Annotated in this window: 17 protein-coding genes; 5 read left to right on the forward strand and 12 right to left on the reverse strand. The window is 67.7% G+C overall.

What is annotated here, in order from left to right; genetic code table 11:
- Nucleotides 1-38 precede the first annotated feature (38 nt).
- From G9V96_RS08095 to serS, 4 genes are all read right to left on the reverse strand, one after another.
- Nucleotides 39-320, reverse strand: a complete 282-nt coding sequence (locus G9V96_RS08095) for a hypothetical protein (protein WP_168582573.1) — start codon at nt 318-320, stop codon at nt 39-41.
- Between the two features lie 402 nt (nt 321-722).
- Complete coding sequence (locus tag G9V96_RS08100) at nt 723-1,577, reverse strand: HAD family hydrolase (RefSeq protein WP_168582574.1); 855 nt, start codon at nt 1,575-1,577, stop codon at nt 723-725.
- Between the two features lie 241 nt (nt 1,578-1,818).
- Nucleotides 1,819-2,721, reverse strand: a complete 903-nt coding sequence (locus G9V96_RS08105; RefSeq protein ID WP_168582575.1) for a hypothetical protein — start codon at nt 2,719-2,721, stop codon at nt 1,819-1,821.
- 93 nt (nt 2,722-2,814) lie between these two features.
- A complete protein-coding gene (serS, locus tag G9V96_RS08110; RefSeq protein WP_168582576.1) occupies nt 2,815-4,143 on the reverse strand; it encodes a serine--tRNA ligase in 1,329 nt (442 codons plus the stop codon).
- A gap of 92 nt (nt 4,144-4,235) precedes the next feature.
- On the opposite strand from serS, the gene G9V96_RS08115 reads away from it, so the two are divergent.
- Nucleotides 4,236-5,315: a diacylglycerol/lipid kinase family protein gene (locus G9V96_RS08115; RefSeq protein ID WP_168582577.1), complete on the forward strand. Its 1,080-nt coding sequence runs from the start codon at nt 4,236-4,238 to the stop codon at nt 5,313-5,315.
- 31 nt (nt 5,316-5,346) lie between these two features.
- Here G9V96_RS08115 and pheA read toward each other — a convergent pair whose 3' ends face one another.
- The 4 genes from pheA to G9V96_RS08135 all read right to left on the reverse strand — a co-directional run bounded on the left by pheA (nt 5,347) and on the right by G9V96_RS08135 (nt 11,972).
- Nucleotides 5,347-6,282 carry a prephenate dehydratase gene (gene pheA / locus G9V96_RS08120; RefSeq protein WP_168582578.1) on the reverse strand — a complete coding sequence of 312 codons (936 nt, stop codon included), beginning with the start codon at nt 6,280-6,282 and terminating at the stop codon, nt 5,347-5,349.
- A complete protein-coding gene (locus tag G9V96_RS08125) occupies nt 6,279-7,205 on the reverse strand; it encodes a DUF5926 family protein (RefSeq protein ID WP_168582579.1) in 927 nt (308 codons plus the stop codon). The genes pheA and G9V96_RS08125 overlap by 4 nt, the downstream gene beginning before the upstream one ends.
- Nucleotides 7,206-7,261: 56 nt before the next feature.
- On the reverse strand, nt 7,262-7,765 hold the full coding sequence (locus tag G9V96_RS08130) for an ATP-binding protein (RefSeq protein ID WP_404861415.1): 504 nt from the start codon (nt 7,763-7,765) through the stop codon (nt 7,262-7,264).
- A 133-nt stretch (nt 7,766-7,898) separates the two neighbouring features.
- A complete protein-coding gene (locus tag G9V96_RS08135; protein WP_168582580.1) occupies nt 7,899-11,972 on the reverse strand; it encodes an efflux RND transporter permease subunit in 4,074 nt (1,357 codons plus the stop codon).
- A 196-nt stretch (nt 11,973-12,168) separates the two neighbouring features.
- Between G9V96_RS08135 and G9V96_RS08140 the strand changes: the two genes are divergently transcribed.
- Entirely contained in the window at nt 12,169-13,215 is a 1,047-nt protein-coding gene (locus G9V96_RS08140; RefSeq protein ID WP_168582581.1) for an enoyl-CoA hydratase/isomerase family protein, read from the forward strand.
- A 147-nt stretch (nt 13,216-13,362) separates the two neighbouring features.
- Here the strand turns inward: G9V96_RS08140 and G9V96_RS08145 are convergent, their stop codons facing one another.
- On the reverse strand, nt 13,363-15,495 hold the full coding sequence (locus tag G9V96_RS08145; RefSeq protein WP_168582582.1) for an alpha-amylase family glycosyl hydrolase: 2,133 nt from the start codon (nt 15,493-15,495) through the stop codon (nt 13,363-13,365).
- Nucleotides 15,496-15,625: 130 nt separating this feature from the next.
- On the opposite strand from G9V96_RS08145, the gene G9V96_RS08150 reads away from it, so the two are divergent.
- The gene (locus G9V96_RS08150; RefSeq protein WP_226913225.1) at nt 15,626-16,225 is read left to right on the forward strand and encodes a methyltransferase domain-containing protein; all 600 of its coding nucleotides are present in this window, start codon (nt 15,626-15,628) and stop codon (nt 16,223-16,225) included.
- On the forward strand, nt 16,222-16,941 hold the full coding sequence (locus G9V96_RS08155) for a hypothetical protein (RefSeq protein ID WP_168582584.1): 720 nt from the start codon (nt 16,222-16,224) through the stop codon (nt 16,939-16,941). The genes G9V96_RS08150 and G9V96_RS08155 overlap by 4 nt, the downstream gene beginning before the upstream one ends.
- Before the next feature lie 73 nt (nt 16,942-17,014).
- Here G9V96_RS08155 and G9V96_RS08160 read toward each other — a convergent pair whose 3' ends face one another.
- Nucleotides 17,015-20,596 (reverse strand): proline dehydrogenase family protein, encoded by a 3,582-nt coding sequence (locus tag G9V96_RS08160; protein WP_168582585.1) that lies wholly within the window; start codon nt 20,594-20,596, stop codon nt 17,015-17,017.
- A 52-nt stretch (nt 20,597-20,648) separates the two neighbouring features.
- On the opposite strand from G9V96_RS08160, the gene G9V96_RS08165 reads away from it, so the two are divergent.
- A complete protein-coding gene (locus G9V96_RS08165) occupies nt 20,649-21,419 on the forward strand; it encodes an AraC family transcriptional regulator (RefSeq protein WP_226913226.1) in 771 nt (256 codons plus the stop codon).
- Nucleotides 21,420-21,506: 87 nt separating this feature from the next.
- On the opposite strand, the gene G9V96_RS08170 is transcribed toward G9V96_RS08165, so the two are convergent.
- Together G9V96_RS08170 and G9V96_RS08175 are read right to left on the reverse strand one after the other, a co-directional pair.
- On the reverse strand, nt 21,507-22,982 hold the full coding sequence (locus tag G9V96_RS08170) for a DEAD/DEAH box helicase (protein ID WP_168582586.1): 1,476 nt from the start codon (nt 22,980-22,982) through the stop codon (nt 21,507-21,509).
- 144 nt (nt 22,983-23,126) lie between these two features.
- The gene (locus G9V96_RS08175; RefSeq protein WP_168582587.1) at nt 23,127-24,536 is read right to left on the reverse strand and encodes a sodium:proton antiporter; all 1,410 of its coding nucleotides are present in this window, start codon (nt 24,534-24,536) and stop codon (nt 23,127-23,129) included.
- Nucleotides 24,537-24,649 lie beyond the last annotated feature (113 nt).

Consider the following 24,649-nt stretch of genomic DNA (forward strand, 5'->3'; position numbering starts at 1 on the left):
GAAGACGGCATACCGGCGGGTGCGCGGGAGGTGGGGCGTCAGGCTTGCATGTGTTCGCGCGCTAGGCGCGCGGCCACCTGGGCATACAGCGGCCCACCGGGGAGCCCATCCCCGCTCGCGAGGTGTTCGGACATCTCAACCAGGGCGCGGGTGTAGCCCAGCAGGTACTCCCGTTCCAGCGGGTTGGTCTCACCCTGGGCTTCGGCCGCCACCGTCACGCCCCAGTCCCGCAGGTAGTTGGCCAGGTACAGGTGGTTGGTGTAGAGGTCCGCTGGCAGGCCAGCCCCATCACCTCGGTTGTTGCCGCGCACCACTGACATGCCCTCTCCTTTCCTGAACATTTTCCGGACCGCACCTTTGCCCCCCCTGGGAGTCTCCTTATTTCCTATCGCCCGAATGGACGATTTCGGCAGAACTTCTTAACGTCGATAAAAAACGTTGCGTCCAAGCGAGTCCCAGTCTCGGACAGGGCGATTAAGTTATTCAGGAGTGACTCTTAATAGGACGTACGACCGCCACACTATTGATTGAAGATAACCCATTCGTTCAAGACGCGCCCTGAACTATTAACCTGCTCGAATCAGTGACGCGTCCTGAACGAGCGGTTGCATTCGGCAAAGGCCCGTTCGCTGCTGCAAAGGTCACGGGGGTCATGCGAATCGAGAAGAGCAGCGCCGCCCGGCCCCGCTACCAGCAAGGCAGCTCGGCCGCGGTCGCGCGGTTCAGCCTGCTGCCGGCAGAGCTGCCAACACGGACAACAGTCCGTCGTCCTGCACATGGCCGGTGACCAGGTCAGCCGCTGCCTTCACGCGGTCCGGGGCGTTGCCCATCGCCACCCCGCACGCCGCCCAGGCCAGCATCTCCAGGTCGTTGCGTTGATCGCCGACCGCCACGGTGCGCTGGGCGCAGACCCCCACCTGGCCTCGTACCTGCTCCAACGCGGAGGCTTTGGAAACGCCCTCCGGCGCCACATCCAGCCACGCAGTGAACCCCACGGCGTAGTTCACCCCGTGCAGCCCGATCCGCTCCACCGCCGCAGCGAACTCATCGACGTCGCCGCAAGGGTCGGAGAAGATCACCCGCGTGGTTGGGCGGCGGCGCAGTTCCTCCCAAGGCAAGACGTTGACCCGGCCGTCCAGTTCCCCGGGCGGGAACGGGGCGTTGACGTCGAAACCGATCCCCACCCGCTCGACTGCTAGTACTGCGGTCGGCCATTGCTGACGCAAGGCGTCCAAGGCCGGGCCTGGGTCGAAGGTGCGCTGGTCGACGATGCGAAAACCTTCCGGCAGCGCGGGGTCGAGTCGGATCGTCACCGCGCCGTTGGAGCACACGGCGTAACCGTGGCTGATCCCGAGCTGGTCCAGCACCGGCTGTGTGGCCAGCAGCGAACGCCCGGTGGCGATCACCACCTCATGTCCCGCCTCGCGCACTGCGTTGATGCCCCGGGCGACAGCGGGGCGCAGCGTGCCGTCGTGCAGCAGGGTCGTGCCGTCGATATCGAGAGCGACCAGGTGCCGCCCGGTCGCTGTGCCGAGATTGAGGTCCCGCCGTACGGGACGGGTGATAGTGGAGAACATCGGTGCCTTTCCGTGGCCCGGTTGCCGGTTACCGCGCTCCTCCCCCGGAGCGCGACGCGCAGCCCTCGTGGTGAGAATCACCGCCGGGTCTGTGTTTGTCATGTCGTCGTCAAGGTCAACACCGTGCCTGTTGGAAGTGATTCCCAACCCTGCGAACGGGTGACGGCTACCCGTACGCCGCGCGAACAGCCGGTGTCTCAGCTCCACTGCAAACAACGCTGCGCGCTCTGGTCGGCAGCGATCAGTCGCCGGGCAGTCGGTCTTGCACCCGCGAGCGCCCCGGCCGCTGCGGCGCCACCGAGCGCACGCGCAGAACAACCGGCTTCCCCTCCAGCGGTGAGGTTCCCACCAGGTACCCCGCCGGGTCCTCCAGGCGGGTGGCCCACAGCCGTGTCCCGTTGGGCAGCTCCGCCCGTAGGTCGGACTCGAGGGTGCAGCTGTAGCGCTCGCCGTCGCGGGTGCGCAGATGCAGGATGCGCCTGTGGCCGCCGATGATCTCGACCACCTCCAGGTCGGCCTGCGCCGCTTGCGCAGCACGCACCCGTGCCGGGCGGTTACGCACTCGGTCCAGCGCGAACGCGGCCAGGGTGGGCCCGCCGATGATGGCAGCGCCGGCGCCCAGGGCGGGGTAGTCCAGTCCTGCGCCGAGAAACGTGCCGAGTTGCATCGCCACCCACCCCGAGGCGCCTGCGGTGCCACCCAGCAGCGCCCGGCCGCGCCGCACCAGCCAGGCGTGCCGCGATCGCAGCAGGAATCGGGCATCCTCCTGACTCAGGCCGGTGCCCGCGGTGACGTCGGCGGGCTGGAGGACGTCGGTGTCGATGAGCGGGGCCGGTGGGTGCGCAAACCGGCTGCGCAACAGTTGCAGCGTGTCCTTCTTGCTCTGCATGACTTCCGGCTCGGCCAGGATCGTGCTCTGCCGCACACAGGACACCACATCACCCTGGCTGGGCGGGGCGCACCACAGCTTCTCATCGAGGCGGACCAGTTGGGGGCAGTCCCACTGCCAGGCATAGCGGCTGCCGTCTTCGAACAGGTAGGCAAAAACCACCTCTGGGCTCGCCCCACCCGGGGTCCAACCCTTTGCGGCGCAGTCCGGCAGGTCCCCGGCCGCGAGCATCTCTTCGACTCGCACCTGCTGCACCCCAGGTGTCCCTGGAGTCTCAGTGGCACTCGCAGGGGTGGCCCGGGGCAACAGGAGGCGTTCGGCTTCAGCGCGCGGGACCTGCCGCATTGCTCAACGGGCGCCGGGCACCAGCAGGTCGGTGTGCAGGTAGGGCTGCAGCGCGGCCGGGACCCGCACCGTACCGTCGGCCTGCTGGTGGTTCTCCAGCAGGGCCACCAGCCAACGGGTCGTGGCCAAGGTGCCGTTCAAGGTGGCCACGATCTGGGTGCCGCCCTCGCGCTTCTCCCGGGTGCCCAGACGCCGGGCTTGGAAGGTGGTGCAGTTCGAGGTCGAAGTGAGCTCGCGGTACTTGCCCTGGGTGGGAACCCAGGCCTCGCAGTCGAACTTGCGGGCTGCCGGGCCGCCCAGGTCACCGGCGGCCACGTCGATGACGCGGTAGGGGATTTCCATCAGGTCCAGCATCTGCTTCTCGAAGGCGAGCAACTGCTCGTGCTCGGCCTGCGCATCCTCGGGGCGGCAGTAGACGAACATCTCGATCTTCTGGAACTGGTGCACCCGGATGATTCCCCGGGTGTCCTTGCCGTAGCTGCCCGCCTCACGCCGGTAACAGGTCGACATGGCGGTGTAGCGCTTCGGCCCGGCCGACAGGTCGATGATCTCGTCGGCGTGAAACCCGGCCAGCGCGACCTCGGAGGTGCCGGTCAGATAAAGCTCGTCCGCCGCGAGCTTGTAGACCTCATCGGCGTGGGAGTCCAGGAAGCCCGCGCCGCCCATCGTGGCCGGGTTGACCAGGGTGGGGACCGCCAACTGCGTGAAGCCGGAGTCGTAGGCCTGCGCCAGAGCCAGCTGCATGAGGGCGTTCTCCAGCCGAGCGCCCTGCCCGATGAAGTAGTAGAAGCGCGACTCGGCGACCTTGACGCCGCGCCCCATGTCGATGATGCCCAGGTGTTCACCGAGTTCCAGGTGGTCCTTGGGCGTGAACCCCTCAGCCGCGAAGTCGCGGATGGGTGTGCCGTGTTCGGCAAGCACCACGAAATCGTCTTCCCCGCCTTCGGGGACCCCCGGCATGATGATATTCGGCAACCGCCGCAGCAGAGTGTCGAGCTCGTTCTGCGCCTGCCCCGCAGCCGCTTCGAGTTCCTTGACCCGGTCGGCCAATTCGCCGGCCAACCGGCGGGCTTCGGCGGCTTCCTGCTCCAGCGCGGCGATTTCCTGCTCGGCACCGGACTTCTTCGCCTTGTTCAAGCGGCCCATCACGGCCCCGACTGCCTTGCTCGTGGTCTTCTGCTCCGCGCGCAGCCGCTCGAACTCGGCCAGCGTCGAGCGGCGGCGTTCGTCGGCGCTCAGGATCGCATCGACGATCCCCTCGTCTTCGCCGCGCGCATGCTGTGAGGCGCGGGCGGACTGCGGGTCTTCACGAAGGAGCTTGATGTCGATCACGTCACCAGGGTATCGGGCCGATACGGCGCCGTTGCCGACCGCAGCGCCGAGGGAAGGTTTGGTGGACTGGCCAAGCGAAGTAACGTCGAGTTGTGAACGATCTTTCGCTCTATCTGGGCTTGCTGTCCTGTCTGGCTGTCGCCGCCACCGTGGTGGGTGTGACGGTAACTGCGGGCGGCCCTGAAGGGCGGCCATCCTCGCCTGCGGAGGGCACCGGGTCCGGCGGCGGCTTTGATGACGAAGCGGCGCCGCCGCGACGGCGACTGGCGGTGATCGTCAACCCCACCAAGTTCGCGGATGTGGCCGAGGTGCACGCCCAGGTGACGCAGATCGCAACGCGTCATGGCTGGGCACCGCCGCTGTGGATGGAAACCACCATCGAGGACCCCGGCACGGGTCAGGCCCGGCGAGCCATCGCCGAAGGTGTGGAGCTGGTGTGTCCGCTGGGGGGTGACGGCACGGTCCGCTCCGTGGCCGCGGCCCTCATCGGCACCCAGACCGCCCTGGGGCTGCTGCCGGCCGGCACCGGCAACCTGTTGGCCCGCAACCTCGGGCTGCCCATCGACGATCTGGAGGACGCCCTCGTCACCGCGCTGGCCGGTACCGACCGCCGGATCGATGTGGGCACCTTGCAGGTGGCGCACCCTGATGACACCCAGGATGAGTTGAAGGACTACTTCTTCCTCGTCATGGCCGGGGTCGGATTCGATGCGGCCGTGATGTCAGAGGCGAACGAAGACCTCAAAGCCAGGGTCGGCTGGCCCGCGTACATCGTCTCGGGGCTGTTCAACCTCAACAGTCCCCGGTTCGGCGCCGATATCTGTCTGGATGACGGCCCGGCCTTCCACCGCCGCGTCCGCAGCGCCGTGATCGGCAACGTCGGCAAGCTGCAGGGTGGGGTGGAGTTGCTCCCTGATGCGGTGGCCGATGACGGCGCCTTGGACGCGGTGTTCATCGCACCCAAGGGCATCATCGGTTGGGCCGCGGTGGCCGCCCGCATCCTCACCAAGACCCGCGCGGGGCACAACCGAGTCGAGCATCATCAGTGTCGGCGGATTGAACTCAAGCTCGGCAAAGAGGAGCCGGTCCAGCTCGACGGCGACCCGGTCGGCCCCGGCGGGCACCTGATCTTCCAAGTTCTGCCCCGGCAGTTGACGGTGCGGGTGCCCTGACCTGACCTCGGGTCACCCGGCGACGTTCACCTCAGGGACGCCGAAGCCGCATCAGCCAGGCGCGAGCGTCGATATAGCCCTCGTCGTCATGGTCGGGATGGACTTGGGTGGGTCGGCGGTCGGCGCGCGGGTAGGAGCCGACGAAACGCACCCCCTGGGAGATGCGGTGCAGCCCCATCAGTGTCTCGCCGATGCGTTCCTCGGCGATGTGACCCTCCAGGTCCACCGAGAAGCAGTACCGCCCTAGCGACTCCTTCGTCGGGCGGGATTCCAACCGGGTGAGGTTGATGCCGCGGACCGCGAATTGCTCCAGTAGCTCCAGCAGCCGGCCCGGGCGGTCATCGCGCTGGTAGAGAACGATCGTCGTCTTGTCCGAGCCGGTCGGCGGCGGCAGATGACCGGGCCGGGCCACGACAGCGAAGCGGGTGACGGCACCCACGACGTCGCCGATGTCGCTGGCCAGCACGATCAGCCCGTTGTTATCCGCGGCGATCCGCGGGCAGACCGCTGCTTGGAAGGCGGGCGTGCCTTCTTCCTCGGCCGCCCCGAGCTCGACGGCGGCCGCCGCGTTGGACAACGCCGGCAGGAAAGTCACCTGCGGTAGGTGGGTGTTCATCCACCCGCGAACCTGCGCCCAGGCGTGGCTATGCGTGGAGACCGCAGTGATCTGCTCCAGGGTGGTGCCGGGTCGCGCCGCCAGAACGAAGCGGATCGGGACCAGCACTTCGCCGATGATGTGCAGCGGGGCGCCGGTGGCCAGCGCGTCCAGCGTCGCGGTAACCCCGCCCTCGACCGAGTTCTCCATCGCGACCACGGCGCTGTCGATGTCACCGACGCGCACCGCTGCCAGCGCAGCGTCGACCGTGGGGTATGGGACGTGTTCGGCACCGTGGGAGCTGGGCCAGGCGTTCAACGCCATCTGGGTGAAGGTGCCGGCCGGCCCCAGATAACCGACGCGGTTGCTCATCGCAGTGTGAGCTGACGGCTCAGCAGGCCGGAGCGGGCGCGTCGCTCTTGCGCGCTCAGGGCGGAGGTCTCCCCCAGCGCCTCGGCGAACCGCTGGCTCATCTGGGCCACCGGCTCTTCATAGGCGGCGGCGTCCTGGCTCGGGTCCAGATCCCAAACCGGTACCAACAACCCGCAGGCCCGGAAGGCGCCGAGCAGCCGGGTCTTCTCACCCAGGGTGTCGTGGCCGCGGTGATGCAACCGGGCCAGCGCATCGGTGGCCTGGTCCTCATCGTGCGGCAGGATCCAGCGCAGGTGGGTGCGCTCGCCCGCCCGGCACCAGTACGCCGAGGGGGCCGCCTGCAGTTTCACGGTGGGGATGATGGACTCATTGGCCTGCTGCAGGGAGGCGCGGGACTCCTCGTTCAACTCGACATCGTCGGCGAGCCAGAAGTCGAAACCGTCATACATCTGAACCTCGACCTCGGCCTCCAGATCGAGCAAGTCCTGCAGGCGCGGTGTGGCCGCGCTGGCTTGGCGTGCCGTCGGGGAGGGGCTGCCGGGAGCCAGTGCGAGCAGGTCGAGCAGTACAGCGGCCAGGTCGCGGCTGGGGTCACCGGTGCTCGATCCGGATTGCAGGCCGAGCATGATGGTGCCGTCGGTGCGGTGCAGGCCGGGCCAGGCCATCGGCAGCACGGTGGCCAGGGTGATCGTTTCCGGGACTTCTCCCGGTTCGGGGGCCGCAGCAACCGCTTCCTGCAGTGCCGCAGCGGTGCTCTTCAGCGGCAGCTGCATCGTGGCGGCGGGCACGATCTCGCGCAGTGCCACCCAGTCGGTTTCTGCGGGAAGCCCTTCGAACGGGCGCGCCATGTACGGCGCCGGCGCCACTCGAGCTGTGCTGCGTTGTCCTTGTTCCTGCCGCGCGCGGCGCGATGCCTTACCCATGAGGGTCAAGCCTAGCCCTGCGGGCAGCTATCGCCTTCATGCCTGAGACGCGTGGCTCAAAGACGGCGGCGGCGGGAGGGTCCGCCCAATGCTGCCCACACCGTTCTGCCGTTGCGTTCATCCTGCACGCCCCACTCGTGGGCCATGCTGCGCACGATGCGTAGACCGCGACCGCGCACTGACCACACCGAGGGACGAACCGGGCGAGGGGTGTTGGTGCCTCCACCGTCGCGCACCTCGACCTCGACGGCGCCGCCCTTGACCTTCCAGCGCACGCGCACACAGCCGTCGGCCAACGGTCGGGCGTGGCGCACGGAGTTGGCGACCAGTTCGGAGACGACCGCTTCGGCCTCCTCGATCACGATGGGGGCGATGCCGCGCTGGGTCAGATCCGCCACGATGACGCGGCGGGCGTCGCGCACCGCGTACAGCACGTGCGGAAGCCGAACCGTGCGGGTGCCATCCGTCGGGGAAGCTGCGGGCTTGACGCCGGAGCCTGCACCCACGGGGGTTGGAACAGCATGCCTGATCTCGGTGATTTCCTGATCCGTGGTAGACACCTGCGGCTCCTCTCGGACGTCATCGTCGAGGTCACCAAAGCACACGCTTTGTCGCAATTGCAAAGGCGTTCCGTACAGCGGTCCGAAATTGTCCGGTTCGAGACCTGGGTGCCGGCGCAGCGCCGCCCGCAGATCAGTTGGATCGCCGCGCCAGCGCCTTCTCCACCACCACGTACAGAACCGGGAGCAGCACGAGAGTGAGCAGCGTCGAACTGAACAGACCCCCGATGACCACAAGCGCCAACGGCTGGGAGATGAAGGCCCCTCCGCCGGACAGGGACGCTGCCATCGGGACCAGCGCCAGGATCGTGGCCAGCGCGGTCATGATGATCGGGCGCACCCGGTCGCGCGCACCTGCGGTCACCGCTTCTTCGATGCTCGCGCCGCGACGGCGGTATTGGTTGACCAGGTCGATCAGCACGATGGCGTTCGTGACGACGATGCCCACCAGCATGAGCAGGCCGATGATGGCGGGCACCCCGAGGGCGGTGTCGGTCAGTTCCAGCGCGGCCAGCGCCCCGGTGGCTGCGAACGGGATGCTCACCAGCAGTAGGAACGGCTGCAGCAAGCTCCCGAAGGTGGCCACCATCACGACGTAGACGATGGCGATCGCAACGAGGAGGGCCAGACCGAGCTGTTCGAAGGCTGCCGCCTGGTCCGCGCTGACCCCGCCGATGGTGGCGCTGGCACCGTCCGGCAGTGACGTGGCGTCCAAGGCGCTCTGGATCTGACGAGTCAGACCTCCAAGGTCGTCACCTTCGGGCACCGCAGAGACGACTGCGGTCCGGCGTCCGTCCTGGCGGCTGATGCTGGCCGGGGCGGTGCTGCGTTCCACCGTGGCGACGTCTGCCAATCGGACCTCGTTGCCTTTCAGGTCCGAACCGACGACGACCTTCTGCAACGCCGCCAGACCTGCCGGCGCAGCCAATTCGCGCACCACCACGTCGTGGCGTTGCTGATCGATCTCGACTCGGCCGATCGTGCGGCCCTTCATCGCGGCCGCTACGGCACTGCCGATCTGCGGCTCGACCAGACCGCGGCGCAACGCATCGGCCCGATCGACTGTGACCGCGACGGTCGGGGTGAGGTCGGCAAGGTTGTTCTTGACGTCGCGGGCCCCCTCGACTGCGGCGACGGCCTTCTGTACCGCGGCCGCTGCCGTTCGAAGGTCCTCTTCGTCGGCCGCCTGCACCGCGATCTCGACCTCGCTGCTGCCCGGGCCACCACCGGCGGCTTCGCTGATGCTGACCTCACCGATGTCGGTGCGCTTTTCCAGCGTCGAACGCAGTTCGCCGGAGACTTTCTCCAGGTCGGCGTCCTCGGCCACTGTGACAGTGTGCCGAGCAATGTTGGTGCTGCCACCGCCGAACAACGCCTCGAATCCGCCGCCACCACCGCCGCTGATCGTCACCTGGTGGGAGAGCACGTCGGGGCGGGCCCGCACAATGCTTTCCACCGTACGTGCCGCGTCGTCGGTGGTCGCCAGGGAGGAGCCTGCGGGCAGTTCCTGGTTGATGGCCAAGGTGGTTGAGGCTGCGTTGCCGATGAAGTCCGTCTTCAACTGGGTGGCCAGGGCGCCGGTACCGGCGAGCAACAAGACCGCCGCGATCAACGTGGCCACCGGGCGACGCAGCGCGAACGCCAGCGTGGGCAGGTAGGCGCGTTGCAGCAGGTCACTGGAGTCGCTGCGGCTCGACCCGCTCTTGCGGCGGCGCAACCGAGCGAAGCGGCTGTCTCGTTGTTTGCCGGCGGGGCGGATGAACCAGTACCCGAGAACCGGGACGATCGTCAGGGCCACCAGCAGCGAGGCACCCATGGCCAGCCCGACGGTGATCGCGAACGGGCGGAACAGTTCTCCGGCTTGCCCGCCGACGATGCCGATCGGCAGGAAGACCGCAACAGTGGCGATGGTCGATGCGGTGATCGCGGAGGCGACCTCACCCACGGCGGCCGGAATGGCGGCGCTCTTGTCTTCGCCGAGGTCCAGGTGCCGTTTGATGTTCTCGATGACGACGATGGAGTCGTCCACGACCCGTCCGACGGCAATCGTCAACGCACCCAGGGTCAGGATGTTCAACGTCAACCCGCCGGTGTACAACCCGATCAAGGCGACCAACAGCGACAGCGGGATCGACAGCGCCGTGACCAAGGTGAGCGGAATCGACATCAGGAAGAACAGCACGACCAGGATCGCCATCGCCAGCCCGAGGACGCCCTCGTGGGTGAGGTCGTCGATGGACTGCTCGATGAACGGCGCCTGGTCGAAGACCACGACGAAACGCCCGTCGGACAGGCTCTTCTCCAGGTTCGGCAGCGCTTCGTGGACAGCCTGGGAGACCTCGACGGCGCCGCCGTCTGGCGTCTTGGTGATCGACAGGGTCACGCTCGGCTCACCGTCGGAGCGGGAGATGCCTTCCTCGCCGTTGGGGACCAGGTCGACGGTGGCAACGTCACCCAGCGCGTAGATCTTGGGTGTGGCGACCTGGGTGGCCCCTTGGAGCTGCCGGCTCAGCTTCTCCAGCTGAGCCAGTTGTCCGCGCAACCCGGCCAGTTGCGCGAGCTGACCCTGTAGTTGTTGCAGTTGACCAAGTTGTCCCTGCAGAGCGCGAAGTTGACCCAGCTGACCCTGGAGCTGCTGCAGTTGACCCAACTGGCCTTGCAACTGTTGCAACTGGCCCAGTTGAGCTTGGAGTTGTTGGAGTTGAGCGAGTTGGCCCTGCAATGCGGCCAGATCGTCCAGTCGCCCTTGCAACTGCGCCAGCCGTGCCAACTGGCTTTGCAGTTGACGTAGGTCACCGAGCTGTTGCTGCAGCTGAGGCAGATCGGAGAGCCCGGCTTGCAACTGCTGTAGCTGGGTGAGCAGGGCTGGCAGTTGCGGCAGGAGCTGGAGCTGCTGCTGCAACTGCGTCAGGTCCGGGAAGCCCGGGGGCAGGTTCGAGGGCAGGTTGGACGGCAGCGCGGTCGGCAGGTTGGACGGCAACGCGGTCGGCAGGTTGGACGGCAATGCCGAGGGCCAGCCGGTGGGGGCCAGTGTGCGGGTCACCGTCACCGTGGGCTGGGGGCTGGGCGAGCTGCTGGAGGGAGGCGCAATCGTCTGTGAAGGGGCGGGGGTGGTCCGAGAGGGTGCCGGGGTCGTGGTGGTCGAGGGCCGGACGGGAGGGCTGGTGCGCGAAGGCGAAGCCGTCGGCCCGGTCGTCGCGGCCGCGGTGGGCGGAGCAGCGGGGGCAGGAGCCGGTGGGATGACCGCTGCGGGGCTCGTTGCGCACGGGTCGGGGCGCCCGCCAGGCAGGGTCGCGCCCGGAGTCGGGGTGCGGGTGCCGCAGGCAACAGGGGTGGGAGTGGCCACCGGAACTCGGGGCCGGGCCGCGGACATGCCGGCGACCCCACCCAACGAGAGTCCCCCGGGTCCGCTGCCGGCAGCGGACGGAAGCGAACCGCCCAATCCGGGCGGCGCCGAGCTACCGGTGGCAGCCAGTGGCAGTTCGCGCAGCTGCTCCACCGAGGTGATCCGGGAGCCCACCTCGGTAGCTAGGTCGCTGCCCCCGGCCGGGAGCTTGCCGGCCGGCACGACGATCCCGTTGGCCTGCAGCAGACTGGAAACCGCCGAGGCTGAAAGCCCGGCCTTGTCCATCTTCTTCTCATCCAAGTCGATCCGGACGATCTTGTCGGAAACGCCGCTGACCTGGACCTCCCGGACCCCCTCGATGTCCTTCAGGCCCGGCACGACGATGTCGCGGATCCGGGCAGCGAGCTGGTCGGTGTTCTCTCCACCCGAGGCTGCGATCTGCATGACCGGGAAGTCCTCGATGCTGCCAGCGATGACCTCCGGGTCGGTGCCCTCCGGCAGGTTGGGCACGGCCAGCACAGCCCGTTGCAGCTTGGCTTGCGCTTGGGGCAGATCGATCCCGTACCGAAGGTTGACGGTGATGGCCGACAACGAGTTGCTCGACGTGGACTGGACCTTCTCGACCCCCTCCACGCCGAGGACTGCCGCCTCGATGGGCGCGGTGACCCGTTCCTCCACCACGCCCGCGCTCGCCCCGGGCACCGCTGCCACGACGCCGACGATCGGCACCTGGATGGAGGGGATCAGCTCGCGGCGCAACGAGGTCAGCGAGATGAACCCGGCCAGGACGGTGAAGATCGTGATGAGCGCGATCAGGGCACGGTTGCGCAGGCTGAACCGAGTTAGACCGATCAACGTCATCTCCTGAAGAGGTAAAGCGAAAAGTGTGGAGCCGCGGCGAGGAAACGCTCGGCGGAGTCTTCCACAGCGTCCTGTCGCTCTCCTGTCGATTTGCCACCCCGAAAGCGACGGCGGTCACGCGCCCGAACCGCACTGGCGGGCAACGACGCCAAGCGCCCTAGAGTGGCGAGGTCGACCAGTCGAGCAGGAGGACCAGATGAACCGTCCCGACGAGGCTCAGCGAACCGAACAGGTTCGATTCGAACGGCGCGGCGCTGCGGGGGTGGTCATCCTGGATCGTCCCAAGGCCATCAACTCCCTCACCTTGGCGATGGTGCGGGCCATGATCGCCCAACTCCAGCAGTGGCGCACCGACGATGAGGTGGCCCTCGTGGCCATCACCGGCGCCGGCGAGAAGGGGCTGTGTGCCGGGGGCGATGTCGTTGCAATGCGGGCGGGGGTGCTGGCCGGGGGCCGAGGCCGCGCCGAGGCAATGGAGTTCTGGGAACGTGAATACGACCTGGACGCTCTCATCGCCCACTACCCCAAACCGGTGGTGGCTTTCATGGACGGCGCCACGATGGGTGGCGGGATAGGTATCGCTGGGCACGCCAGCCACCGCCTGGTCACCGAGCGCAGCAAGATCGCGATGCCGGAGACGATCATCGGGTTCTTCCCCGACGTGGGCGGGCTGCACCTGTTGGCTCAGGCCCCGGGTGAGATCGGGACCCATCTGGCGCTGACGGGGGCCACGATCACCGGCGCGGACGCGGTGGCGGTGGGGATAGCAGACGTGCTCGTGCATTCCACCCGGTTGCCGCAGGTGCTGGAGGATCTCGCCGGTGGCCAGGCCCCTGCGCTGGCGGAGTTGGGCTCCACGGGACACCCGGCGCCGATCCTGGCGCAGCGTACGTGGATCGACGCCTGCTATGCCGGAGATGACCCGGTCGCCATCCTGTCGCGGCTTCGCGACTACGACGGGGAAGAGGCCGAACAGGCTCATGAAGCTGCAGCCCTCATCGAGTCCCGCTCTCCGTTCTCGGTGAGCGTCACCCTGCGCGCCATCCGCAACGCGCGCCGCTTCGCAAACCTCGACGCGGTCCTGGAACAGGACCGGGTGCTGGCGCGGGCCTTCGCCGACGAGCCCGACTTCCGCGAGGGGGTCCGGGCGCTGCTGGTCGATAAGGACAAGAACCCGACGTGGCGGCACGCGAGCCTGTCCGAGGTGCCCACCGCCGAGGTGGACGCTGCGTTTGTCCGCTGAGGAAGCGACCCCCCGACCCAGGAACCCCGGATCGGCCCGGCCCCACTCGGTAGTAGCGAGCCCTCGGCCGGTAGCGGTGTCCAGCTACCGGCCGAGGGTTCGTGCTCTCGGGTTCCTGCGCCTACGACTGTCGTTGCTGCCCTCGGTTCAGCGCACCGATGTCACGGTGCTGCTGGAACGGACCCTTCCCGACTCGTCCTGCACCACTACCCGGTATTCCATCCGGGTGCCAGCGCGCATCGTGGAGACGTCGTCGAAGACCTGGTAGGGCGCGTTGTCGTCGGTGCCGAGCAGACGCCAGGTGGGTTCACCGGCGATCCGGGCGTAGAACGTGGCCTGCACGTAGCGATTTGCAGAGACCTCAGCCTTGACGCGGAGCCGACCGTCGCTGGTGCTGGTCCACGTATTCACTAGTTTCACCGCAGGGGCGTTCTTGGCCTCGTCCACCGGCGTCGAGGCCCGATAGACCACGGCCGACAGTGGCGGCACCGAGACTCGGGCAGTGCCGTCCGCGCCGGTGCGCAGCGCCGTGCCGGTGCCGTAGATGGGTGCGAAAGTGTCCTTGGCGTTGAAGGTATTCACCCGGGCCGCGGCCGGCTTCGTCGAACTGTTCACGGCCACCAGGTACTCGCGCTGCTGGGCATCCACCCGGGAGAAGGCGAACAATCCACCGGCCGCGGCCCGGGTGATCTGTGCTCCGTCGGCCAGCGCCGGGTGCTCCTGGCGCAGCGCTGCCAGTTCGGCGATCTGCCGGTACAGCTCCGAATTCGTGTCGTAGCGGTCCCGTGAGCCGGCCGGCCCGATCAGGGTTGGTTCGTCGGCGTACAGCTTGGTGCGGGTGGCGAACATGTCATGCCGTGCAGCCTGGTCGTTGCCGGTACCGATAAAGCCCTGTTCATCGCCGTAGTAGACGATCGGTTGGCCCCGAGTGAGGTACATGAGGCTGTTGGCCAGGCGAACCCGCGGCAGCAAAGCGGCCTTGTCGATCTTCTCGTCCTGGGTCAGCAAGAACGGAAGTCGGCCCATGTCGTGGTTGCCGACGAACGTCGGCAACGAGTAGGCGTTGGAGTCGGCGTCGGTGTACAGGTCGTCGCTGGCGTAGAACGCAGCCAGGTCCTTGCCTTGTCCACCTGCCACGAACTTCTGGGCCGCCCGCTGGAATCCGAAGTCGAGCGCGGCCGGCAGCCGCCCCCGGGTGGAATAGCGGCTCATCTCCAGCGGGTCGGGGTCGGCGATCTCCCCGAACATGAAGAAGTCCTTCTTCCCGGACTGTGCCGCGTGGGCCATCATGCGCGGGCCGAACTGCTGCCAGAACTCCATGTTGACGTGCCGGGTGGTGTCGATGCGGAAGCCGTCGATCCCCAGATCGATCCATGCCTGGTAGATCTCGCTCATCCCGTCGACAACCTCGGGGCGCTCGGTGAACAGGTCATCCAGGCCGAAGAAGTCGCCGTAGAGCGAGTTCTCTCCCTCGAAGGTGGTGTCGCCCCGGTTGTGGTACATCCTCGGGTCGTTCAGCCAAGCCGGAACCTTGACGGTGGCGTCGCCGGGGTTCTTGAACACCGGGGTGTACGGGAAGGACTTCTCGGCGTCCAGGGCAGGGAACACTGACGTTCCGGCGTAGTCACGGTCATCGAAGGCGCGGCCCTTGGCATCTCGGAAGGGAGCACTCGCCTTGGGCACGTAGGTGTACTTGCCCTCCTGGTAGCCGATCACGTCGGCCGTGTGATTGGTGATGATGTCGAAGTAGACCTTCATCCCCTTGGCGTGCGCCTGCTCGATGAGGCGCTTCATCTCCGCATTGGTGCCGAAGTGCGGGTCGATACGGGTGAAGTCGGTCACCCAATAACCGTGATATCCGGCGCTCTCCTGACCCGAGGGGCCTTGCACCGGCCGGTTGGTGAACGAGGGAGTCAGCCAGATGGCGGTGGTTCCCATGCCCTTGATGTAGTCGAGTTTGCCGATAAGGCCAGCCAGGTCACCGCCGTGGAAGAAGCCCTTACGGGTCGGGTCGAACCCGGAGCGCAGCGGCCCGCCACTGATGCCGCCGGTGTCGTTGTAGGGGTTGCCGTTGGCGAACCGGTCAGCCATGACGAAGTAGAAACGCTCCCGGGTCGGGCCTTGGCGCAACGATGAGCGCGGTCCCGGCGCGGAGGTGCGCTGGCCGGCTTCCGGCGCCGGATCGCTGGGCTGGGGCGCAGCAGATGCCAGGCTTGCCGGAGCCGCCGCTAGGCAGGTCGTCAGAGCCAGTGCAGCGCCCCATGTCAATGTCCTCTTCACGACAGCTCCCTTGCTGCAGACGGTAATTCACTCACCCTAGAGGTCGGGCCGGGCGCTGCACAGGGCGGCAGCAGCAGCGAAATATCGCCTGCGGATGCGGGGGCCACCCCTGGTGAGAGACGATGCGCAGGTGAGCATCGCCCCCGATTTCGACTCGATGTACGCCGCTGACCCCGACCCTTGGGAAGTGGCGACCAGTTGGTACGAGCGCCGCAAGATCGACATCGCGTTGGCGAGTCTGCGCCGGCAGCGCTATCGCTTCGCCTGGGACGCAGCCTGCGGGACCGGCGAACTTGCCTCCCACCTGGCCGGTCGCTGCGAGCGCGTCCTGGCCACCGATATGTCCGCGGTGGCCGTCTCGCTGTCCACGCGCCGGTTGCAGCCGCTGCCGCAGGTGAGCGTCACTCAGTCCCATCTGCCCTCCAAACCGACAGCGCTGGAAGAGCGCCCTGACCTGATCGTGCTCAGTGAGGTGATGTATTACCTGCCCCCGGCCGATCGAGCCGCCACCTACGCGCTGGTCGATGAGGTGGCCGCCCCCGAGGCCGACCTGCTCCTGGTCAACTGGGCACCCCAACCCGAGGACGCCTACGCCTCCGGGCTGGCCGTGTTCAACGAGGCGAATGACACCCTGAACGCGCTCGGTTGGGGGCGACTGGTCACCCACACCGACATTGAATTCGTCCTGGGCTGTTGGAGCCGCGACCTACCGGAGACGATCGGACGATGACGACACCCATCCCACCCACGCAAGGGCTAGGCCCCGGTCGGCATCGTTTCCACGGATTCATCGCCGGGGTCGGCACCCAGGAGGGCACCCGGCTGGTCGTCGGGCATTGGCCTTCCTCGCCCCTGGGCGTCTTCACCGACGTCATGGTGGAACGCGCGAACGGCCATCGAATGCTGCTGGCCCCCAACTCCGCTGTGGCCCAGTTCGTCACCGATACCTACCACTTCGACGAAACCGTGATCTGCCCGGTGGACTGCCAGGTCAGCCCGGATTCTGCTGCGCCACACTCGGGTGAGCAGTCCGGGCCGCTCACCCTGCCTTTCCTGCCGGGCGCGCAGTGGCAGGTGGCGGCCGGGCCGCTGGAGCTGACCTTGAGGGTGGGGACACCCACCCCCCTGGGTCGCCTGCTGGCGGCCACGCCCAACCGCATCTGCACCAGCCCGCTGTTCTCTCGAATGGCCGACCCGATCGCCCGCAGCTTCCTGCGGGGCGTGCGAACCGCCGGCACCGCAGGCAACGGCCGGGCCGAGTACTACGGCGCCACCGGGTTGCGCACGGTGACTTCGCTGCGCGCTGCCTGGGACGGAGTCGACCTGGGTTCGCTGCGCCCCGTCGAGCCGCCGGTCCGGTTCGGGTTCAGCTCCACTCCGCGACGCCCCAGCCTCACCCGCGTGGTGACAACGGTCGATGTTCCCGAAGGCGCCCAGCACACCTGAGTCCCCCCCCCGCACACCAGCAGCGCCGGCGTCGATGTGACGCCGGCGCTGCTGTACTTCTCACCCGGGTGGCTCACCAGCCGGTGGCGGCTCCCTTGGCCAAGTGGCCGAAGCGGTGCATCGTCTGGCTGAGGGCCTGCTCGCGCATCAGGGGCAGCAGCTCCCGGCGGCCGGTGGCCAGCACCGGTCCGTCGAAGAGCGTGATGTCACCGTTGAGCTCCTCTTCGCGCAGCCCCGTGAGCAGACTGGGGTTCTGCCCCACCAGGCGCACCCGGCCCTGGACCTCGCCGCGTTCGACGCGCACCAGGAAGTCGTCACTGCTCTCAGCACGGTCCACCCAGCGGGCCAGCAGTCGCAGCGCTTCATCGACCTGGTCGTCGCTACCATCCAGCGCCTTCAAGTGCGCGCTGGTCGCGGGGTCCAGCGAGATCCGCAGGTCGGTGCCGGTGACCATGGCACCGAGAACCAGCCGCAGAGCTTCCACCAGGCGAGCACCCGGCTCCGTCCGCAGCCACACCCGCGGGTAGGGCCGGTAGCGGAAGATGTTGCTCTCCACGACGAGTTCGGAATCGTCGACCTCACGGGAGAACACCGTGTCCCAGGCGTAGGCGTCGCTGCCGGCGGCGGTGCGCAGCCAGGTGCGCTCCTCGCGTTCGGGCAGAAGCGCGAGGAAGGTCCGCAGTGCGGCGCGCACCTCCGCCGAGCTCTCGCCGAGGCTGGAGGGCGCACCGGCGTTTTCCCACCGACCCATCTGGGCGACGTAGTTCGGGCCTCCGGCTTTGGCGCCCGGTCCGACCGAGCTGGCCTTCCAGCCGCCGAAGCTCTGCCGGCGCACGATGGCGCCGGTGATGTGGCGGTTGATGTAGCCGTTGCCGACCTCCACCTGGTCCTTCCACTGCGCGATCTCGCGTTCGTCGAGACTGTGCAGCCCGCCGGTGAGGCCGAAGGCCGTCGCGTTCTGCAGTTCGATGGCCTCGTCCAGGCTGCGGGCGGTCATCAAGCCGAGCACCGGACCGAAGACTTCGGTCAGGTGGAAGAACGAACCGGGCTGCACGCCCTCCTTCAACCCCGGTGACCACAACCGGCCGGTGTCATCGAGCTGGCGGGGCTTGACCAACCAGCTCTCCCCCGGCTCCAAGGTCGTCAGGGCGCGACGCAGTTTGCCCTCCGGCTCCTCGATGATGGGGCCCATCGTCGTGCCGATGTCGTACGGCCAACCCACCCGCAGCGACTCCACCGCATCGACGAGCTGCCGACGGAAGCGCTCCGAAGTGGCCACTGAGCCGACCAGGATCGCCAACGAAGCCGCGGAGCATTTCTGCCCGGCGTGACCGAAGGCCGACTTCACCAGGTCAGCGACCGCCAGGTCGATGTCTGCGGACGGGGTGATGATGAGAGCGTTCTTGCCCGAGGTCTCGCCGTAGACGCGGGGGCCGTGCGGGTGCTTCAACCGCCACCCGCCGAAAAGCCGCGCGGTTTCGGTGGACCCGGTCAGGATGACGGTCTCGACATCGCGGTGGCTGACCAGCGCCCGGCCGGCGGTGCGTTCACCGGCGCGGACCACCTGCAGAACCTCGGCGGGCACTCCCGCCTCGTGCAGCGCTTCGACTCCGACCTCGACGCAGCCGGGGGTCGGGTGCGCCGGCTTGATGATGACGCTGGAACCGGCGGCCAGTGCCGCAGTCACGCCACCGAGCGGGATCGCGACCGGGAAGTTCCACGGCGGGGTGATGAGCACGACCGGGCTCGGAGTCATCCGGGCACCGTCGGCGCTCAGGCCGCGTTCGATCTCGATCGCAGAGTCGGCGTAGTAGGTGGCGAAGTCGATCGCCTCGGAGACTTCCGGGTCCGCCTGTTCAACTGTTTTGCCACCTTCGGCGGCCATCACGGTCAGGAACGTGCCGCGGCGTTGCTCCATCTTGCGGGCGGCCTCCCGCAAGATCTCGGCGCGTTCCTTCGCGGGGCGGGCGGCCCAGCTTTCGTGGGCGCCGCGCGCCCGGGCTACGACCTCATCGACCTCTTCCTCGGTGCTCAAGACCGGGGAGGTCAACTCAAGGGGGTCGGCGCGCAGCGCGTCCAGGGCCCATTCACGCACGCTCGGCAGCGCCGGGTCGGAGTCCGAGGCGTTCTCGAACACGGTGCCGATCTCGGGTCGTTCGCTGCTGCGCTGGGCTCCGAGCGAGGTCGTCGGCACGGCCTGCACCGAGGCGCGGAAACGTCGTTCCTGTTCGGCCATCGCGTCGTCGTGAGCGCCGTGACCACCCTCGTGACCGCTGTCGCTCGACGCGTCCGGGTCAGTGAAGATCGCGTGCAGGAAGTTCTCGGGGGTCGCGTTCTCCTCCAGGCGGCGGATCAAGTAGCTGACCGCGACGTCGAAGTCCTTGGGCGCCACGACCGGGGTGTACAGCAGAACCGTCCCCACGGCCTGCTTCACCGCTCGGGACTGGGCCGGCGCCATGCCCTGCAGCATCTCGATGTCCAGGGAGTCGGTGGTTCCCCGAGACTTTGCCAGCAGGTGGGCGATGGCGATGTTGTACAGGTTGTGGCTGGCCACGCCGAGGCGCAGGGCCGGGTTGGGCCCACCGGCGGCGTCCTCACGCAACCCGCGTTCGACGCAGCGGAGGTAGTTGGCGTCGACCTCCTGCTTGGAGTGGTAAGGGGCCTGCTCCCAGCCGTGGATGGCCGCCTCGACCTGCTCCATCGCCAGGTTCGCGCCCTTGACCAGGCGGACCTTGATGCCTGCTCCACCTTCGGCTCGGCGCCGCTTGGAGAACTCGATGAGCTTCTCCAAGGCCGGTAGCGCGTCAGGCAGGTAGGCCTGCAGCACGATCCCCGCCTCCAGGTCCCGGAACTCTTCCTCGGACAGGAGCCGCATGAACAGCTCCATCGTCATGTCGAGGTCGCGGTACTCCTCCATGTCGAGGTTGACGAAGGACTTGGGGCTCTTGTTGTTCGCAATGCGGTACAGCGGGCGTAGGCGGTCCAGGCACCGTTCCACGGTTCCCTCGGTGTCCCAGGTCGAGATCTGGCTGACCAAGGAGCTGACCTTGATCGAGACGTAGTCGACATCGTCCCGAGCGAGTAGGTCGGCGGTGCGCTGGGTGCGGGAGGCCGCCTCTTTCTCACCGAGGACGGCCTCACCGAGCAGGTTGACGTTGAGTCGGTAGCCCTCGGCGCGGGCCGCGGCCAGGTGCCGGCTGAGCGCGGGGTCGGTGGAGTCGCCGACCAGGTGCCCGACCATGGCCTTGAGGCGGCGCCGGGCCAGCGGTACGACCACCGGCGGGGCCAGCGGCGCCACCAGGGAGCCGAGCCCGAGCATCGCCCGGTCGGGGCCGGCGAGGAAACCGGATGCGTTCTTGGTGCTCAACCGAGACAGTTCCCGGGCGGCGACCGCGTTGTCTTCAGGGCGCGCCACCCGGTCTACAAAGCGGACCGCGAAGTCGAGTCCTGCTTGGTCGCGCACCAGGGCAGCGAGTTGGCCACTCGTGGCCTTCTCCGTGGGGGTCTCCCCCTCTTCGGTGGCCTGGGCCCAGGCGCGGGCCAGGCTAACTGCGTCTTCGACGAATGGGGTGAGAGCAGCCAGCGCGTCGCTGGAGCCGTCGGCCGCAAGCGCGGTGCGGTCGGTAGGGGCAGTGCCGTGCGAAGCGTCATCCATCGGGCCAGTATCGACGCCCCTGCCGGTGTGGTCTTGTACGATCCGGGCACACATGGCACGCCATCTCGACAAACCGACCGGGCCCGAGCAATCGATGGCCGAACTCACGGAGGAACTCCGTGAGGCGCTGCCCGATGCCATGCTCACTCTCGTCAACGAACTGACGAGCACGATGTTCTGTATCAAGGACGCGCGCGGCCGGTATGTAGCGGTGAATCCCACCTTCGTGCTGCGCACCAACGTCTCTTCGCCGCGGCAGGTCATCGGACGCACCGCCCGGGAACTCTTCGTCCTGGAGCTGGCCGAACGATACGAGACCCAGGACGCGCAAGTCCTGGCCACCGGCAAGGCGCTGCGCAACGAGTTGGAGATGATCCGCCCGCCCGGTGCCCAGGCGCGCTGGTATCTGACCTCCAAGGTGCCGCTGTTCAGCGCCGGGGCGGTCGTGGGGTTGGTTTCCCTATCCCAAGACCTGGGTGGAGACGCGGTCGACGACCCGGCGATGGTCTCCCTGACCCGCGTCGTGGACTACATCCAGGAACATCTCGACAGCCAGATCCGGGTTGCCGAGCTGGCGGCTGAGGCCGGGTGCAGCGTCGACACTCTGGAACGTCGGGTACGTCGGGTGTTCCATCGCAGCCCCGGCCAGTTGGTGCTGACCGCCCGGATCGATCGCGCGATGACCTTGTTGAGCAGCACCGATGATCCGATCGCCGACATCGCCAGCGCCTGCGGGTTCTACGACCAATCGGCCTTCTCGCGTACCTTCGCCCGGCTCACCGGGCGCACCCCGGCGCACTTCCGACGCGAATCACGCCGGTGACGCGTTGATGGCCCGGCCGCAGGGGCCGGGCCATCAAGAAAGTTAAGCAGCGCAGGCGCGAAGGCGCCCAGGCTCACCAGGGAGTGCTCAGCGACGACCGCCGACTGCGGTGCGGGTCGAGAACGAGGCTGCACTGCTGGTGCGGGTGCTGGCCGAGCGGACACCAGAGCCCACTGCCGCCGAACGCGATTCAGAACGCGCCGGGCGCGGGGTGGAGCCGCGCTGTTCGGTGCGCGGCGCTGAGGTCCGCGACTGCCCAGAACCCTCGCCGGAGTTCGAACGCGGCTTGCGACGCGGGCGGTTGCGAGCATCGTTGCGCCCGGAGTTCTCGGAGCCTCCTGATCGCGGTGCCGCAGCGCTGCCGGCAGGCTCACGCAGAACCGGCGCGACGCCCATTCCGGCAGAGCCGAGCGGAGCGAGGCTCCCCAACAGCGGGTGCGAGGGATCGACCCGAGTCATCGTCGGGTTGATCCCGGCGGCCTTGGTCAGCGCCCGGACATCATGGACTTGCGCGTCGGTCATCAAGGTGACAACGGTGCCTGCCGCCCCGGCCCGTGCAGTACGCCCGGAACGGTGCAGGTATGCCTTGTGCTCGACCGGCGGGTCGGCGTGCAGCACGAGGCCGACGTCATCGACGTGGATGCCGCGCGCGGCGATGTCGGTGGCGACAAGGGTCGTCGCTTCACCGGAGTGGAAGGCATCCAGGTGGCGGGTACGAGCATTCTGGCTGAGGTTCCCGTGCAGTTCGACGGCGTTGACGCCGCAATTGTTCAGCTGCCGGGCCAGTTTCTTCGCCCCGTGCTTGGTGCGGGTGAAGACGACGGTGCGGGCCGTGCCACCGGTCAGGGCGGCCACGATCCCCAGTCGGTCTCCCTCCCCGATGTGCAGGACGTGGTGGTCCATGTTCGAGATGGGCGACTGCGCCGAGTCGGCGTGGTGGGTCACCGGGTTGTGCAGGTAGCGGCGAACGAGGACGTCGACGCCCGTGTCTAGGGTCGCGGAGAAGAGCAGTCGCTGACCATCGGAGGGAGTCCGGTCCAGCAGGCGCTTGACCACGGGCAGGAACCCGAGGTCGGCCATGTGGTCGGCTTCATCCAGAACGGCGATCTCTACCGCGTCCAGGCGGCAGTGACCCTGAGACATCAGGTCCTCCAACCGTCCGGGGCAGGCGATGAGGATGTCGACGCCGCGTCGCAGTCCTTGCACCTGAGGGTTGGCACCGACGCCGCCGAAGACGACGAGCGTGCGCATCCCCATGACCTCGGCCAACGGAGCCAGCGCGGCCTCGATCTGACGAGCGAGTTCGCGGGTGGGAACCAGAACCAGCGCGCGCGGGCTCTTGGGCTTGCGCGGGGCGGGGTTCTGCGCCAATCGGGCCAGCATCGGCAGCAAGAACGCGTACGTCTTACCGGAGCCGGTGCGTCCGCGACCGAGAACATCGCGTCCTGCCAGCGAGTCAGGAAGCGTGGCTGCCTGGATCGGGGTGGGGGTGGTGATGCCGGCCTTGGTCAGGACCTTCACCAAAGGAGCGGGCACACCAAGGCGCCCAAAGTCGTCAAGCACGTAGTTTTCCTAAACTTTCGGGATGTCTCGCCTGCGCACTCAGCCCAATACGCGGGGGTGCGGCACATGAATCGCTACGACATCACCAGTAGCCCGAGGCAAGACGAGAACGGGCTACTCATTGCAGCCTACGGCACCAGACACTCAGCGCCGAATCGTTGCCGGCACGCCTGCGGCTTGCGCACGTCGGCTTCGCACCCAGGCCAGGAGCAGAATCGCCGCGGCCAGGGCGACCCCGAGCGCGTGCGCCAGCAGGGAGTGCGCGATGAAGATGAGCACCATCGCGACCAGGATCGGCACCAGGTGGGTGAACGATTGCACGACGTACCCGCCGAAGGACGGCATCTGCACACCGCGCTTCTCGGCGACGGACTTGACCATGAAGTTCGGGCCGTTGCCGATGTAGGTGATCGCCCCGCACAGCACCGAACCCAGGCTGATCGAGACCAGGAAGACCTCCGGCACGTTCGCCACTCGGGGGTAGCCCGGCAGGTTGCGCGCCATCTCGAAGAACGTGGCGTAGGTGGGCGCGTTGTCCAACACCGCCGAGAGTCCGCCGGTGAAGTAGAAGAACGTGATGTGGTCCAGGGGCATGGAGGGAGCAACCTGGGCCAGGTACTTCAACGCCGGGATCATGGTCAGGAAGATGCCGATGAATAGGGCTGCGACCTCCAGGATCGGCGCCCAGGTGAACTGGTTGTCCTCGAAGCGCACTCGCCTGTCGCCGATGACATAGGACAGCGCCGCGGCGATGATCATCACGATCTCGCGCCAGGGCACCCAGTGCACCCAGGTGGCTTGGCGAATCTCGATCAGGTGCAGGTTGATCGAGGGTAGGAACGCGACGGCGACAACGATGGTGGCGAACCACAGGAACGCGACCGGGCCGCGTACCCCAAGCGGTGTGACGGTTTCGGCGTCGTAGGTGATGGTTTCCGGGTCTTCTTGGGCGTACAACCGGCGGTCGAGCAGGTAGTAGCTGGCCAGCAGCATGCCGTTGACGAACAGCCATTCCGGGAAGAGCCGGAAGGTCCACTCGAACGGCACCCCGCGCAGCATTCCAAGGAACAGCGGCGGGTCACCCAACGGGGTGAGCAGGCCACCACAGTTGGCGACGACGAAGATCGTGAAGATGACCGTGTGCATCCGGTAGCGCCGCTCATGGTTGGTGTTGAGCAGCGGCCGGATGAGCAGCATCGCGGCCCCGGTGGTGCCGATGAAAGACGCCATGACCCCGCCGACGGCGAGGAAGAGGGTGTTGTTACGCGGGGTGGCACGAATGTCACCGGCGAGGAAGATCGCCCCGGAGACCACAAACAGCGACGCCAACAACGTGATGAATTGCGCGTACTCGATGAGGGCGTGGACCACCGCGATGGGCTCCCCGGCAAGCAACCAGACCCCGATCGCCACCGGGATTCCCAGGCACAGAGCCAAAGTCAGCTGAAAGGAGGGTTTCTCCCATCGGTGGGCGGTGGCTGGCAGTAGCGGCAAGACCGCGATCGAGCCCAACATGATGACGAATGGGATGATCGTCCACCACGGATAGTCCATGTCACCCGGCTCCTTCTACAGGAGGCTCTCACGCGGGTTGCCAACCGAGCCTCGCAGGCTGGCAGCGTAGCGGCCCCGGTAGCGGCCTGGGGGCGATCGGCCTTTGCAGAAAG

The organism is Gephyromycinifex aptenodytis, assembly GCF_012277275.1.
GTDB classification, from domain to species: domain Bacteria; phylum Actinomycetota; class Actinomycetes; order Actinomycetales; family Dermatophilaceae; genus Gephyromycinifex; species Gephyromycinifex aptenodytis.

Bases quoted from the DNA above. Each gene is read 5' to 3' on its own strand.
- G9V96_RS08135 (WP_168582580.1), bottom strand. From the start codon at position 11,972: ATGACGTTGATCGGTCTAACTCGGTTCAGCCTGCGCAACCGTGCCCTG.
- G9V96_RS08095 (WP_168582573.1), bottom strand. From the start codon at position 320: ATGTCAGTGGTGCGCGGCAACAACCGAGGTGATGGGGCTGGCCTGCCA.
- G9V96_RS08100 (WP_168582574.1), bottom strand. From the start codon at position 1,577: ATGTTCTCCACTATCACCCGTCCCGTACGGCGGGACCTCAATCTCGGC.
- G9V96_RS08140 (WP_168582581.1), top strand. From the start codon at position 12,169: ATGAACCGTCCCGACGAGGCTCAGCGAACCGAACAGGTTCGATTCGAA.
- G9V96_RS08175 (WP_168582587.1), bottom strand. From the start codon at position 24,536: ATGGACTATCCGTGGTGGACGATCATCCCATTCGTCATCATGTTGGGC.
- G9V96_RS08160 (WP_168582585.1), bottom strand. From the start codon at position 20,596: ATGGATGACGCTTCGCACGGCACTGCCCCTACCGACCGCACCGCGCTT.
- pheA (WP_168582578.1), bottom strand. From the start codon at position 6,282: ATGAGCAACCGCGTCGGTTATCTGGGGCCGGCCGGCACCTTCACCCAG.
- G9V96_RS08165 (WP_226913226.1), top strand. From the start codon at position 20,649: ATGGCACGCCATCTCGACAAACCGACCGGGCCCGAGCAATCGATGGCC.
- G9V96_RS08155 (WP_168582584.1), top strand. From the start codon at position 16,222: ATGACGACACCCATCCCACCCACGCAAGGGCTAGGCCCCGGTCGGCAT.
- G9V96_RS08125 (WP_168582579.1), bottom strand. From the start codon at position 7,205: ATGGGTAAGGCATCGCGCCGCGCGCGGCAGGAACAAGGACAACGCAGC.